At 61.1% G+C, this 16,099-nt stretch carries 6 protein-coding genes; all 6 read left to right on the forward strand.

All coding sequences use genetic code 11. The annotated features are described in order from the left end of the window. The first annotated feature begins 3 nt into the window (after positions 1–3). The 6 genes from RTCIAT899_RS22875 to RTCIAT899_RS22900 all read left to right on the forward strand — a co-directional run bounded on the left by RTCIAT899_RS22875 (position 4) and on the right by RTCIAT899_RS22900 (position 15,856). Positions 4–9,387 (forward strand): MBG domain-containing protein, encoded by a 9,384-nt coding sequence (locus RTCIAT899_RS22875; RefSeq protein ID WP_015342170.1) that lies wholly within the window; start codon positions 4–6, stop codon positions 9,385–9,387. 92 nt (positions 9,388–9,479) lie between these two features. Then, positions 9,480–10,013 carry an invasion associated locus B family protein gene (locus RTCIAT899_RS22880; protein ID WP_015342171.1) on the forward strand — a complete coding sequence of 178 codons (534 nt, stop codon included), beginning with the start codon at positions 9,480–9,482 and terminating at the stop codon, positions 10,011–10,013. A gap of 412 nt (positions 10,014–10,425) precedes the next feature. Beyond that, on the forward strand, positions 10,426–10,689 hold the full coding sequence (locus RTCIAT899_RS32560; RefSeq protein WP_015342172.1) for a hypothetical protein: 264 nt from the start codon (positions 10,426–10,428) through the stop codon (positions 10,687–10,689). A gap of 123 nt (positions 10,690–10,812) precedes the next feature. After that, on the forward strand, positions 10,813–11,220 hold the full coding sequence (locus RTCIAT899_RS22890; RefSeq protein WP_015342173.1) for a FixH family protein: 408 nt from the start codon (positions 10,813–10,815) through the stop codon (positions 11,218–11,220). Beyond that, positions 11,217–12,689, forward strand: a complete 1,473-nt coding sequence (locus RTCIAT899_RS22895; RefSeq protein WP_015342174.1) for an efflux RND transporter periplasmic adaptor subunit — start codon at positions 11,217–11,219, stop codon at positions 12,687–12,689. The genes RTCIAT899_RS22890 and RTCIAT899_RS22895 overlap by 4 nt, the downstream gene beginning before the upstream one ends. Then, complete coding sequence (locus RTCIAT899_RS22900; protein ID WP_015342175.1) at positions 12,686–15,856, forward strand: efflux RND transporter permease subunit; 3,171 nt, start codon at positions 12,686–12,688, stop codon at positions 15,854–15,856. The genes RTCIAT899_RS22895 and RTCIAT899_RS22900 overlap by 4 nt, the downstream gene beginning before the upstream one ends. Positions 15,857–16,099 lie beyond the last annotated feature (243 nt).

Raw genomic sequence — 16,099 nt, forward strand, 5'->3', positions numbered from 1 at the left:
GCGATGACCCCACAGACGAACCGCCGGACGTTCAGCAATGGAGTGCTTTCGCATAGAACCAGGACGCGCAAGGTCCGGCTCGTCGCGCTACTGGCGTCGACGGCGCTTGCCCACGCGACGGTGGCGCCGGCCCAGTCGCTGCCCTCAGGCGGGCAGGTGGCAGCCGGTCGTGCCACGATCGGGACGCCATCGGCCGGCGCCTTGACCATCAACCAGACGAGCGGCAGCGCCGTCGTCAACTGGCAGAGCTTCAATGTCGGCAAGGCCAATCGCGTCACCTTCGTCCAGCCCGATGCCAACGCCGCCATTCTCAATCGTGTGACGGGAGAGACAAGCTCGACCATATCAGGTCAGATCAATGCCAATGGCCAGGTCTATCTGGTCAATCCGAACGGCATTGCGATCACCAGTTCAGGCACGGTCAAGGCAGGCGCCTTCGTCGCTTCGACGCTCGGCATCTCCGATGACGACTTCATGGGTGGCAAGCGGACGTTTGCCGGCAATGGCGTCTCTGCCCCGCTGACGAATGCCGGTGCAATCACCATCAACCGCGGCGGCTACATGGCGCTGATCGGCGGCACGGTCGCCAATTCCGGCGTCATCACCGTGCCAATGGGCAAGGCGGCCCTCGGATCCGGCGAACAAGCAACGCTTGATCTGTCGGGCGACGGCTTCCTCCAGGTGGCGGTACCGACCAAGGCGGACGGCAGTGGGGCGTTGGTCGACAACAGCGGCAAGATCGCAGCCAGGGGCGGCACGGTGCAGCTCACCGCCGCAGCGGCCAAGGACATGGCGCGGCAGGCGGTCAACATGTCGGGCACGATCGAGGCCAACGGCGTTTCCGGCAAGAGCGGCGATATCACGCTCACCGGCGGCGAAGGCGAAGTGGCGGTTTCGGGCACGCTCGATGCCAGCAATGCCGCCGGTAAGGGCGGCAAGGTCACCGTGACGGGCCGGTCGATCAAGCTTGCCTCCGCCAAGGTCAACGCGTCCGGCAAGACCGGCGGCGGCACGGTCAATATCGGCGGCAACCGTCAGGGGAAGGGCCTGCTGCAGCATGCCGAGACGCTTGATGTCGACGCCCATACCGTCATCAATGCCAATGCGGTCACCACGGGCGGTGGCGGCAATGTCGTCTTATGGTCGGACGATCTGACGAACTTTGCCGGTACGATCACTGCCAAGGGCGGCGCAATCTCAGGCAATGGCGGCGAGGTGGAGGTATCGGGCAAGGCGAGGCTTTCCTATACCGGTCTTACCGATCTGATGGCAGCGCATGGCTCCTTCGGCAATCTGCTGCTCGACCCCTACAATGTGACGATCTCGACCGGCACAAGCAGCAACACGGATGGCAGCTTTAATGCCACCGGCAATGACAGCATCATCAACGTCAACACGCTCACCAATGCACTCGCGACCGCCAACGTCACAGTCACGACCGGATCGTCGTCGGATGCCACCAATCCGCAGGCCGGCACCATCAGCGTCGCAGCGCCGATCAACTGGAGCGCGCTCACCACGCTGACGCTCGCGGCGGCATCGGACATCAACATCAACAGCGCGATCACGACAAATGGCGGCCTCATCGTATCTTCTGGCGGTACGATTTCTGCGCCGGCGGCGGTCAATGTCGGCGCCTTCGTGCTGGCTGCGGGCAACTGGGTGCAGAACAGCGCTACACTGCCCGCCTTCTCGGCCAAGGACTTCCGCATCACCGACGGTACGTCCTTCCTGCGTGTCACCGGCGGTGACGGCACCAGCGCCACGCCCTACACGGTCGCGGATGTCTACGGCTTGCAGGGCATCGGCTCGTCCAGCGACTATCTCTCGGCCAAATGGAAGCTTGCAGGTGACATCGACGCCTCCGGCACCGCGATCTGGAATAATGGTGCGGGGTTCAATCCCATCGGCGATGACAACATCACCTTTACAGGTCGTCTCGACGGCGCGAGCCATACGATCACCGGGCTGACCATAAACAGGCCGAATACCAACACCGTTGGCCTGTTCGGCATTATCGGCCAGGGCGGTGGGGTCTCTGGTCTTGGCCTGGTCAACGCCAGTGTTTCGGGCCGATCGATGACTGGCGGGCTCGCGGGCTCGAACGCCGGCGGGATCGCCCAGTCCTATATCAGTGGCAGCGTTTCGGGGGCGACTCATACCGGCGGCCTCGTTGGTTACAATACAGGTGCGATCAACCTATCCTACGCTACTGCCTCGGTCTCGGGAGCCTCGAATGTTGGCGGCCTGCTCGGCACGAACTTCGGTACGATGAACCAGGTTTATGCATCCGGCGCGGTCTCAGGGATGGGCAATGTCGGTGGCCTTGTCGGTGGGAACAGCGGCACGGTCGTGGCGTCTTACTTCGATATGAGCACGACCCTGCAGTCTTCAGGTGTTGGTAGTGGTTCCACCTCCGGCATCAGCGGCTTGAACTCGGCGCAGGCGCGCAACGCGTCGAACTATTCGGGTTGGGATTTCACCACCGACTGGTACCAGTCCGGAGACCTGCGCCCGATTCTGCGTTCGGAAGCGGCGGCAGCCGACGCAAACGGCGTCGTCACCATCTCTAACCTGCACCAGCTTGCGCTGATGGGCGCGAACCTCGCCGGCACCTACAAACTCGCGGTCGATATCGACGCGAGCGCCGCGGTTGGCACAAATGCCGCCGATATCTGGTCGAGCGGCGGCTGGGTGCCCGTCGGCGGCTACGGTGCTGCCTTTACCGGCAGCTTCGACGGCCAGGGTCACACGATTGCCGGCCTGACGGTCAACCGAGCGGCCAGTTTTCTCGGACTGTTCGGCAACGCGGCGGGGACCATCGAAAACATCGGACTGACTGGCGAGTTTATCAATGGCTACTCCTATACGGGCGGACTGGTCGGAAACAATACCGGCACGATCAGTAACGCTTACATGACCGGTACGGTCAACGGCATGCAATATGTCGGAGGGCTGACCGGCTGGAATTCCGGTTCGGTCAGCAACAGCTACGCCACCGCTGCCACCTCCGGCAGCCAGGATGTTGGCGGATTGGTCGGTCATAACCATGGATCGATCAGCAATAGTTACGCTACCGGTGCAATCCACGGCTCGAATACTTATGCTGGTGGTCTGGCCGGCTTCAATGACAGCACAATCAAATTTGCCTATGCCACTGGCTCCGTATCCGGCAATACATATGTTGGCGGACTGGTGGGCTATAATGATTCCGGAAGCTCTGTAGACAATGCCTACGCCTCCGGCGCGGTTAGCGGCGGTGTCGCCGTCGGCGGCCTGGTAGGCCGAAATTACTTTAGCACGATCACCAACAGCTTCTGGGATGTCTCCACAACCGGCCGATCCAGTGGTTACGGCCAGTCCTTTTCGGGCACGTTTTCTGCAATCGGCCTACCGACCGAATATTTGCGAGACTCGGCCAACAACGCCACGAACTATGCTGGCTGGGATTTTACCAACATCTGGTATCAAGTCGGCGACATGCGGCCGATCCTGCGCTCTGAGGCGGCAACTGCCGATGCGACCGGTGTCATCACGATCACCAATCTGCACCAGCTTGCGCTGATAGGGAGCAACCTTGGCGGAAGCTACAGGCTCGGCGCGGATATCGATGCCAGCGCTACGGCGGGCGCCAATGCGTCCGGCATCTGGGATTCGGCAAACAATAGTGCGGGCGGCGGTTGGCAGCCGATTGGTACTTTCACTGGCAGCCTGGACGGGGCGGCCCACACCATCAGCGGGCTGAGTTCCTATTTAGGAGGGCTGTTTGGAACCATCGGCACCAATGGTAGCGTGAACGATCTTTCACTCACTGCCGCCAACATAAAAAGCTACCTCACGCCGACGGCCATTCTTGCAAGCGCCAATGCCGGTTCCATCACATCCGTTTCGGTGAACGGCACCGTTACGGGCGCTTTAGGCGCGGCGGGCCTTGTCGGCAGCAACAGCGGCACGATTAGGTCGTCCTCGGCGAGCGGAATGGTGACCGGCAGTGGGGACCTCGGCGGACTGGTGGCCAGCAACAGCGGGACGATCTCGGACAGCAGCGCGTCTGGTTCCGTGACCGGAGACACATATGGCGGCTCCGAGGGGCGCGGCGGTCTGGTCGGTCGAAATAGCGGCACCATCTCCAATTCCTTCGCCACCGGGACCCTAAGCGACTTAAGCTATATCTCGTTGGGCGGTTTCGTTGGCATTAACACCGTGACGGGTGTGATCCGCCAGTCCTATGCAACTGGTGCCGTCAACGTTGCTGACGCCCCCAATGTAGGGGGGCTCGTGGGACTGAACGATGGAAGCATCGCGCAATCCTACGCGACAGGCGGCATTAGCGGATACAGCAACCAGTATGGAGGTGGCCTCGTGGGATATAACACGGGCCGCATCTCCCAATCCTATGCTCTGGGTTCCGTGACAGCCAACTATGCAGGTGGGCTGGTTGGATACAATGCCGCAACGGGCCAGATCAATGAGACCTATGCGGCAGTGTCGGCCAATCGTGGCGGCCTTGTGGCCTTCAACGATGGCACGATCAGCAACTCGTTCTGGGACACGACTGTTTCGGGTCGCCCTGCGGCCGTTGGATTGGGAAGCGGCACGATCACCGGCACATCTGGCCTCACCACGGCACAGATGGCCGATCCGTTTAAGTTCATCGACGGTGGCTGGGATTTTGCCTCGACCTGGGCGATGTCGAAGACTGGCGGCGTGCCGGTGCTGCGCAGCCTGACCACAGATCCAATCTACAATTACTATGCCCGTTTGAGCGGCAATACGTCGTCAACCTATGGCGATACTGCTTCGACTGGCGGCATAGCCGTTGACGGTGTCGGGGCCGGTAATGTCAGCCTCGGTTGGGGCAGCGCCATCGATGCCACGAGCAATGTCGGCACCTATGCCTATTCTGGCGCCAATGTGCTGGCGCTTACCTATTCCGCCGGATCGGCCGGCGACTACTACATCGATTATGGTTCGGGCAGCTTGACGATTTCGCAGCGCGTGCTGAGCCTTACCGGCAACCGGGTCTATGACGGCACCACCAATATCGACGCCGCCAATCTGTCGCTTGGCAATCTCGCCAATGGTGACACGCTGACGTTGATGGGCGCAGGCTCCATGACCGACAAGAATGTCGGCACCGGCAAGGCACTGTTATTCGGCTCGTTGTCGCTCGGCGACGACACCGGTCTGGCCTCGAACTACACGCTGATTGGCGCCGCTGGCACTGTCGATATCGCCAAGGCGACCATCTCCTCGATCACCGGTATCGCCGCAGACAGTAAGACCTATGACGGTACGACGGCTGCGACGTTGAACACCTCGTCCGCCGGCTTCACCGGCCTGATCGGGAACGATGTCCTGACGGTGGCAACCGCCGCCGCCGCCTTCTCCGACAAGAATGCGGCGACCGGCAAAACGGTCGGTATTACCGGGCTCTCGCTCGGCGGCGCGGATGCGGGCAACTATACGCTTGCCTCCAACACCGCCACGACCACGGCGGATATCGCCAAGGCGACGATCTCTGCGATTACCGGCATCGCCGCCGACAACAAGACCTATGATGGCAATACCAGCGTGACATTAAACACGTCGGGTGCGGGTTTCACCGGCATGATCTCCGGCGACGCCCTGACGGTCGCGACCTCGGCCGGCGCCTTCTCCGACAAGAATGCCGGCATAGGCAAGACGGTCAATATCTCCGGGCTGTCGCTCAGCGGCGCAGATGTCGGCAATTATACGCTGGCCTCGATCACGGCGACAGCCACGGCTGATATCGCCAAGGCGGCGATCTCTGGCATTACCGGCATCACCGCCGGCAACAAGACCTATGACGGCACGACGGCCGCGACGCTGAACACCTCGGCCGCCGGCTTTGCCGGCCTGATCGGGAGCGATGTCCTGACGGTGGCAACCGCCACCGGAGCCTTCACCGACAAGAATGCCGGCACCGGCAAGACGGTTGGCATCACCGGGCTCTCGCTCGGCGGCGCGGATGCGGGCAATTATGCGCTCGCTTCAAGCAGTGCGACGACGCTTGCCGATATCGCCAAGGCCTATGTGTTCTTCGGTGGCATCAGCGCCAGCACTAAGGTCTATGACGGCACGACGACGGCCACCGTCAATATCTCCACAGTGCCGGTCATCGGCACCGATGACATGCATGTTGCCTATACGAGCGCGAACTTCTCCGACAAGAGTGCCGGCAGCTTCAAGGCGGTTGCCGTCGATGGCCTTTACATAACCGGCGCAGATGCAAACAATTACCAACTTGGCATCACCAGCTACACCAGTCATGCCACGATAACTCCCGCCAGCATCACCTCGATCGGTGGCATCACCGCCGGCAACAAGACCTATGACGGCACGACCGACGCGACGCTGAACACCAACAACGCCATCTTCCACGGCTTGGTATCCGGCGATAATCTGACAGTCAGTACCGCGCTTGGCTCCTTCTCCGACCAAAAGGCCGGTATGGGCAAGACCGTCAACATCTCCGGACTGACGCTTGGCGGAGCCGACGCGCAGAACTACAGGCTGGATACGAATACGGCCACGACGCTCGCCGATATCGGCCAGCGTGTCGTCAACCTCTCGGGCAGCCGCACCTATAACGGTTCGACGGATCTCGATGCCTCGATCTTCACGCTGTCGAACCTGGTCGGCGGCGAGACGCTGACGCTGTCCGGCACCGGCACGATGGCAGACAAGAATGCCGGCTCGGGCAAGGGCGTGACGCTTGCGTCGCTGGCTCTGGGCGATGGCACGAATGGCGGCCTTGCCTCGAACTACACGCTGGCGGGCGGCACGGACGCGGTCGATATCGCCAGGGCTATGATCTCATCGATCGGCGGGATCACCGCCAACGGCAAGATCTATGACGGTACGACGGATGCGACGCTGAACACAGCGGGCGCTGTCTTCAACGGTATGGTGTCAGGCGACACGCTTTCGCTGGGCAATGGCTTCAGCGGTGCCTTTTCAGACAAGAATGCCGGCACGGGCAAGACGGTCACTATCTCCGGCCTGTCGCTCGGCGGGGCGGATGCCGGCAACTATACGCTGGCTTCCAACACGGCCACGACACTTGCCGATATTGCCAAGCGCGCCATCACGGTCACGGCCGACAGCGCACACCGTACCTATGGCGATGCCAATCCGGGCTTCACCTATACCGCCGGCGGGAGCGGCCTCGTCGCGGGCGATACGCTCTCAGGGGCGTTGGTCACCTCTGCGACGACGGCGTCGGGGATCGGCAACTATGGCATCACGCTCGGCACGCTTGCTAACTCGAACTACGACATCAGCTTTACCGGTGCCGACCTGGCAATCACCCCGCGTGCGCTGACGGTGACGGCGGATGCGCAATCGAAGACCTACGGCGATGCCAACCCGGCGCTGACCTATACCACCTCAGGCTTGGTCAACAACGACACGCTCTCCGGATCGCTTGTGACTTCAGCAGGACAATATTCCGGTGTGGGCGGCTACGGGATCACTCTCGGCAGCCTCGGCAACGCCAATTACGCGATCACCTATAATGCGGCTAATCTGACTGTCACGCCGCGGGCGATGACGGTAACGGCGGATGCGAAGTCGAAGATCTATGGCGATGCAAACCCGGCGCTGACCTACACGACCTCTGGCCTCGTGAATAGCGACACGCTCTCCGGTTCGCTATCGACCGCGGCTGGGCAGTATTCGAATGTTGGCAGCTATGGCATCACTCTCGGTAGCCTTGGCAATGCCAATTACGCGATCACCTACAATGCGGCCAATCTGACGGTCACTCCGAGGGCGATGACGGTCACGGCGGATGCGAAGTCGAAGATCTATGGCGATGCAAACCCGGCGCTGACCTACACGACCTCCGGCCTCGTGAATAGCGACACGCTCTCCGGTTCGCTATCGACCGCGGCTGGGCAGTATTCGAATGTTGGCAGCTATGGCATCACTCTCGGTAGCCTTGGCAATGCCAATTACGCGATCACCTATAATGCGGCCAATCTGACGGTCACTCCGCGTGCGCTAACCGTTACGGCGGATGCGCTGTCGAGAGCCTATGGTGATGCCAATCCGACGCTGACCTACACTACCTCGGGCCTGGTCAACAACGATACGCTCTCCGGCTCGCTTTCGACATCAGCAGGGCAATATTCCGATGTCGGCGCCTATGCGATTGCCCAGGGGACACTGGCCAATGCAAACTACGCCATCAGCTATACGGGCGCCAACCTTACCGTAAACCCGCGTGCGCTGACAGTGACGGCGGACGCGCTGTCGAAGATCTATGGCGATGCCAATCCGATGCTGACCTATACCGCGACGGGTCTGGTCAATGGTGACACGCTCTCCGGATCACTTTCGACCACGGCAGGGCAATATGCCAACGTCGGCAGCTACGCCATCACCGGCTCCTTCTCGGCGTCCAGCAACTACGCGCTGACCTATGTTGGAGCCGACCTGAGCGTAAACCGACGCGCGATCACGATCACGGCGGATACGCTGTCGAAGATCTATGGCGATGCAAACCCGGCGCTGACCTACACGGTCGGAGGAGCGGGTCTGGTCAATGGCGACACTCTTTCCGGATCGCTTTCGACCACGGCAGGGCAGTATTCCAATGTCGGTAGCTATGCCATCACCGGCTCGTTCTCTGGTTCAAACAATTACGCCCTGACTTATGTTGGAGGGAGCCTGAGCGTGAACCAGCGCGCGCTCACGGTGACGGCGGACGCGAAGTCGAAGACCTATGGCGATGCCAATCCGACACTAACCTATGCTGCGACAGGCCTGCTGAATGGCGACACGCTCTCCGGATCGCTTGCCACAGCAGCAGGGCAATATTCCGATGTCGGTGCCTACGCAATCACGCAAGGGTCGCTGGCCAACGCCAATTACGCGATCAGCTACATGGGTGCAGATCTCACGGTGAACCAACGCGCCATTACGGTTGCCGCCGACTCACTTAGCCGTCGATATGGCCTCGCCAATCCGGCACTGACCTATACCGTCGGGGGTGCGGGCCTGGTCAACCGCGACAGGCTTTCGGGAGGGCTCGCCACGTCCGCAACCAGTCTTAGTGAGCCGGGTGCCTATGCGATCACCCAGGGCACGCTGCTGGCATCTGCCAATTATAGCATGAACTTCGTTCCAGGCGCGCTGACCGTGGAAAAGGCCACCAACCCCGAACCAGGCACACAGGCAAGCTCCGTGATGCCGAGCTTCGATGCAAGCCGCTTTGCGCCGATCCGGCCGGTCTCCGACAGCACCGAGACCGCGGATGGCAGCCACGACGTGATCACCGATCCACGCTTCGAGGGCACGTTCGTCTGCCTCGACAATGGCAACGGCTGCGTTTTGCTTCCGGCCCAGGCAACGCGGTAGCCACCACACACAAGCCGCCGGACGCTGGCCGTCCGACGGACCGAACCGTCACGCGCGGTCGGATCTCAACCATATGAAAGGAACCTGTTCTAATGACGTCATCCCGCTATGTGCCGAAGGCTCTAGTATCCGCGGCAATGCTTGCTCTCGTCGGCGGCACCACGACCGCCGCCCAGCTGCCGGGCGGCGCCAGCTCGCTGGTCGAGACCTACGACGATTGGGGCGTCGTGTGCCAGATGCAGGCCAACGCTCCATCCTGCCTCGCCCGACAGGTCCAAACCAGCAATCAGACGAAGCAGACCGTCCTGGCTCTCGAGATCGGCAAGGCCTCCGACGGCAAGTTCCGGGGCACGCTGGTGCTGCCGCTCGGACTGGCGCTGCCCCAGGGCGCTCAGTTGAAGATCGACGATGCCTCCCTCGGCAATACTCTGCCGTTCTCGACCTGCCTGCCACAAGGCTGCCTCGTGCCGCTGACCTTCGAAGCAGACATGATTGCAAAGCTCAGGACCGGCAAGGCCCTCAACGTTACCGTTTCCGCTGCCAGCCCGGCCCAACCGCTGACCCTTGCCGTCTCCCTGAAAGGCCTTGCGGGCGCGCTCAATCGTATTGCCGACCTCACCAAATAGCGCTTTCACCCTCCGATGGCTGAAAGCATCTGGAAGTCCGCAGGCATAAGAAGTCTGCTACTGGCGCCTGTGATAATCTCTAAAACGCCATCATGGACGTTGGTGCATGGGGATAAGGCCAGTCCAAATTGTATTGGCTTTCAATTGCTTGACTGAGGATCAGTGGAGGGGAAAATGTATGTCTTTGGTTCATACCCCATCAAGAGCAACTCATAATACCGAGCCAAAATCATGAGATGTTGCCGCGATCTGCCGAAAACGTGAACATACCCCGTCTTTCGCTGTGGTGCACAATATGTCATGCCTTGTGGCTATGAGACTCTGGTCCCTTATTGCCCCTCTGCTCTCGATCCTTGCGATCTTGGGCTTTCTGACCGCTCCGATGGCTGTGCCTTCGGCGGCTGAAGTTATGATGTCCAAAGCGATGACACCGTCGATGGACATGGCGGCAATGCCCGACACCATGCCGTGCTGCCCGGATCAGAAACAGCCTCTTCCCGACTGCCAGAAATCCTGTCCGCTCGCGACCATTTGCATGGCCAAATGCGTTCCGGGTTTTGTACACGGGGAGTTTGCCCTGTTTCGTCTTGATCATGGCGCCGATGTCAATCCGTACCGGGATCGGATGCGGGATCCGACGATCGGCGCGCCGCCGGACCGACCTCCGCGAACCTGAATTCATCGTGTCCTTTCGGACTTTGAGAGCCGTTCGGCCGAGCCGAGCGGTGAAGGCGTGGCTTTGCGCCATAGCCATCCCGTGCATTTGCACGAACCAACGATGAATTTGGGAAAACCAACAATGACGCTTTTCACTTTGAAGCCCGCGGCCGCCGCGGCGCTGATCGGCCTGACCTTTACAGGCCTGTTCTCCCCAGCCTGGGCTCAAATCCAGGATTATGAGTTCCAGCTTGTCAAAAACGAGATCAAGCCGGGCAGCGCGGTGGAGATTGCCGTACGCCTGGTCGACAAGCGCTCCGGCAAGCTCGTTCCCGACGCGGTGATCTTCGCGCAGCGTGTCGATATGGCGCCCGACGGCATGGAGATGATGGCCGAGCCGATCGAGGCTCTGCCGTCGGTCGAGCCCGGCATCTACCGGTTCAAGGCGCAGATTCCGATGGCCGGCGGCTGGCGGCTGTCGCTCGGCGCCAAGCTCCAGGGCGAGACGGACAGCCTTGAAAACAAGCTCGAGTTCAAGGCCGTCCCATGACAAAAGCCGGTCGCACCGGGCTCACCCTCGTCGCCATGCTGGCGGCGGGGGCAGGGGGCCTTTGGGCCGGGCAGCGTGGTGTCGCGCTGCCTGACCTTGCATGGTTTCGCTCGACCGTCGACGTTGAAAGCGTCGCTACTGCTGCGACGACAACAGCGGCCGGATCGGGGCCGATCATCTATTATCGCGATCCGGATGGCCACCCTGCCTACTCGGCAGAGCCGAAGAAAACGCCGGACGGCCGGGATTTCCTCGCCGTCCACGAGAGCGAAGATTTATCCTTCAATGCAAATCCGGTCGTAGCAGAAGTGGCAAACGACAAGCCCAAGGCGTCCGCCACCTCCATAAAGGTAGCGGATGCCGGAACTCGGGCAGAAACCAGCAAAGGCCGCATCCTCTACTATCGGAACCCGATGGGTTTGCCCGACACCTCGAAAACGCCGAAAAAGGACTCGATGGGGATGGACTACATTCCCGTCTACGAGGGCGAGCAGGCGGATGCCTCCACCGTCAAGGTTTCGCTCGGCAAGCTGCAGCGTACCGGCGTGAAGACGGTCGTTGCCGAGTTGGCAAGTATCGGCCGCAGGATACAGATCCCCGGCACGGTGGCGCTCGATGAACGCCGCGTCAGCGTCGTGTCGATGCGAACGGACACCTTCCTGGATGATGTCGCCAACGTCACGACGGGGGATCACATCTTCAAGGGAGAGAAGCTCTTCCAGTTCTACTCGAAGGACATCGCCACTGCGGCTTCGGAATATGCTGCAAGCCGCGGCAGCGAGGATGCCGGTCCCGCACTGAGGCTGAGGAATCTCGGCGTGCCACAGGAGGTCATCGATACGATTTCGCGAACGCATCAGGTGCCGACGAGCATGACCTACACATCGCTGCGCGACGGCATTGTCCTTGAGCGCGTTGCGACAACAGGCATGATGGCAAAACCGGGCGATATCCTGTTCCGCATCGCTGACATTTCCCATGTCTGGGTGATCGCCGATGTTCCGGAGTTCGACCTCGCTTCCGTGCGGGTCGGCGCCCAAGTCGAGGTCAAAATTCGCAGTCTTCCTGGCATGGTGTTCAAAGGCACAGTCGATCTCGTCTATCCCGAGGTCGAGACGCAGACGCGAACCACCAAGGTGCGTATAGAACTCCCCAATCCAGATGGCATCCTGCTTGCCAACATGTATGCCGATGTTGCGATCGAGGCCGGAGTTCAAGAACCGGTGGTCGCGGTGCCCAACGGTGCGATTGTCGACACGGGCGATCGCCAGGTCGTGTTCATCGACAAGGGAGACGGGCGGTTCGAACCCAAGGACGTCAAGCTTGGCGTGCGCGGTGACGATAGGACCGAAATTCGCCGCGGCATCGCAGCCGGCGACAAGGTGGTCGTATCGGCCAACTTCCTACTCGACGCCGAAAGCAACCTGAACTCGGCCCTCAACGCCATGACAGAGGAGGCCAAGCCATGATCTCACGTGTCATTTCCTGGTCCGCCCATAATCTGGTGCTGATCTTCGTCGCGGCAGCGCTTGCGGTCGCGGGCGGCGTCTACGCTTTGCGTTCGCTGCCGCTCGACGCCATTCCCGATCTCTCAGACGTCCAGGTCATCGTCTACACCGAATATCCCGGACAGGCCCCGCAGGTGGTCGAAGACCAGGTCACCTATCCGCTGACCACGTCGATGCTGACGGTGCCGAAGTCGAAGGTCGTCCGCGGCTTCTCCTTCTTCGGTGTTTCCTTCGTCTATGTCATCTTCGACGATGGCACCGATCCTTACTGGGCGCGCAGCCGCGTGCTCGAATATCTGAACGCCGCCTCAAGCCGCCTGCCGCAGGGCGTCACACCCACGCTTGGGCCGGATGCGACGGGTGTCGGCTGGGTCTACGAATATGCTCTCGTCGCCAAGGAGCTGTCGCTTGCCGAACTGCGATCGCTGCAGGACTGGGTCGTGCGGTTCGGCGTGTCGAAGTCCGAAGGCGTGGCCGAGGTCGCCAGCGTCGGTGGCTTTGTCAAACAATATTCCATCGTGGTCGATCCTTCCCGTCTCAAGGCGCAAGGCGTGTCGCTCAACGATGTCGCCAATGCTGTCCGGGCCAGCAATACGGACGTTGGCGGCCGGACGATCGAACTATCCGAATTCGAGTTCATGGTGCGCGGTCGTGGCTACCTGAAGGGGATTCCGGATATCGAGAACATCGTTCTGAAAAGCCAGAATGGCGTTCCATTGCGCCTTGGCGATGTGGCCAGGGTCGAGCTGGTCCCAGACGAACGGCGTGGCATCACCGAGCTCAACGGCGAGGGTGAGGTGGCCGGCGGCATCGTGTTGCAGCGCTTCGGCGCGAACGCGCTTGATGTCATCGCCAATGCCAAGAAGAGCATGGATCAGATCAAAGGCAGCCTGCCGCCGGGTACCGACATCGTGCCTGTCTACGATCGTTCGACGCTGATCGAGGCCGCCATCGAAACGCTCAAGGGCACGTTGGTGGAGGAATCCATCGTCGTCGCCTTGGTGACGATCGCCTTCCTTCTGCATGTCCGTAGTGCGCTGGTCGCCATCATCATGCTGCCCGTCGGCATCCTGATTGCCTTCATCGCCATGCGGCTGTTGGGACTGGGCGCCAACATCATGAGCCTTGGCGGCATCGCGATCGCCATCGGCGCGATGATCGACGCCGCCATCGTCATGATCGAGAATGCCCACAAGCATCTGGAGCGGGCACCGCCCGACAAACCGCGGGTGGAGATCCTGGTCGAGGCCGCAAGCGAAGTCGGACCGGCGTTGTTTTTCAGCTTGCTGATCATCACTGTGTCGTTCCTGCCCATCTTTACTCTGGAATCGCAGGAAGGCCGTCTCTTCGGTCCACTCGCCTTCACCAAGACTTTCTCGATGGCCGCCGCCGCGCTGCTTTCGGTGACTTTGGTGCCGGCGCTGATGGTGCTCTTCGTCCGGGGACACATCGTGGCCGAGCAGAAGAATCCGGTGAACCGGCTTCTAATCTGGATCTATCGACCGGTCATTTCCGGTGTTCTCAAGATCAAGACCCTCACTATCCTGGCGGCGCTTGCAATCCTTGCTGTGACTGTCTGGCCAGCTCAGCACATCGGCAGCGAGTTCATGCCCAATCTCGACGAAGGCACGCTGATGTATATGCCGACCACCTTGCCCGGCATTTCGGTCACCAAGGCGGGTGAACTGATGCAGACCCAGGATCGGATCATCAAGTCCTTCCCGGAGGTGCAGACTGTCTTCGGCAAGGCGGGCCGAGCCTTGACGGCAACCGATCCCGCACCGACGGAGATGTTCGAGACGATCATCACGCTGAAGCCAAAATCGGAATGGCGACCAGGCGTGACCATCGATAGCCTGAAACAGGAGATGGACGCTGCTTTGCAATTCCCAGGCGTTTCCAATGCCTGGACCATGCCGATCCGCGGGCGCATCGACATGCTCTCGACCGGCATCCGCACACCCGTCGGCGTCAAGGTCTACGGCACCGATCTCGCCGAGATGGAAAGAATCGCGCGCCAGATCGAGAGTGTGCTGAAGGGCATCCCAGGGACATCGAGCGCATATGCCGAGCGGGTGATCGGAGGTTACTATCTCGACATCGTTCCCAACCGGACTGCTCTTGGCCGCTATGGCCTGACCATAAACGACGTGCAGAGTGTCATCGGCATGGCGCTAGGTTCCGAGGTCGTGACGTCGACCGTCGAGGGCCGTGAGCGCTATGGTGTGGCGGTGCGCTACCCAAGAGCGCTCAGAAGCGACCCGCAGGCAATCGCAAGGGACGTTCAGATCTCCCTGCCGGGCGGTGGCACCGTTCCTCTCGGAGAAGTTGCGGACGTGAAGCTCACGCGTGGGGCAACGACGATCCGGACTGAAAACGGCCAGCTCGCCGTCTATGTCTATGTCGACATTGCCGGGCGTGATCTCGGCGGCTACGTCGCAGAGGCGCAGCGGACGGTGGCGAAATCGGTGCAGATGCCGCCAGGCTACTCCGTCGCCTGGAGCGGTCAGTTCGAATATCTCCAACGCGCCGAAGCACGACTGGCGATCGTCGTGCCGCTAACGCTGGCGCTGATCTTCCTGCTGCTCTACCTGAATTTCAAGGCGTTGACCGAGACCATGATCGTCATGCTGTCGCTGCCATTCGCGCTTGTCGGCGGCATCTGGCTGATGTGGTGGATGGGCTTCAACGCCTCGGTGGCTGTTGCCGTCGGCTTCATCGCGCTTGCGGGTGTGGCGGCAGAGACCGGGGTGATCATGCTGATCTACCTCGACCACGCCATGAAGGAGCAGCGCGACACCTGCGCAAGGGAAGGGCGTTCCTTTTCGAAATCGGATCTCAACAGGGCCATCATGGTCGGCGCGGTCGAACGCGTCCGGCCGAAGATGATGACGGTCGTCGCCATCATGGCCGGTCTTGTACCGATCCTTTGGCGGACGGGCACCGGTTCGGAGATCATGCAGCGCATCGCCGTGCCGATGATCGGCGGCATGGTATCGTCGACGCTGCTGACGTTGATCGTCATTCCGGCCGTCTACGGTCTCATCAAGGGATGGCGGCTGCCGATCGCGTCCTCCGAGGATCGCTTCGCCGAAGCAGACGGGCGCAGTCTCGAGGCAGCCGAATGAAAGGAGGATGTGATGATGAATGAAGTGATGGCGGGCGGCATGATGTGGGGCATGGGCCTGGCGGGCCTGCTCGCAATCATCCTCGTCGTGCTGGCAACTGCTGCGTTGATCAAATATCTGTTCTACCGCTGATGTTCTCGTCCGTGCGTGAAGTCTGGATCGCCTCAACTTGAAAGCTCCTGCCCACGTATGCTCTGCCTCTTCGTTGAGGAGGCAGAGCGGGCGACCTTGCAGGTGATCGTC

It is taken from the genome of Rhizobium tropici CIAT 899 (assembly GCF_000330885.1).
Lineage (GTDB): Bacteria > Pseudomonadota > Alphaproteobacteria > Rhizobiales > Rhizobiaceae > Rhizobium > Rhizobium tropici.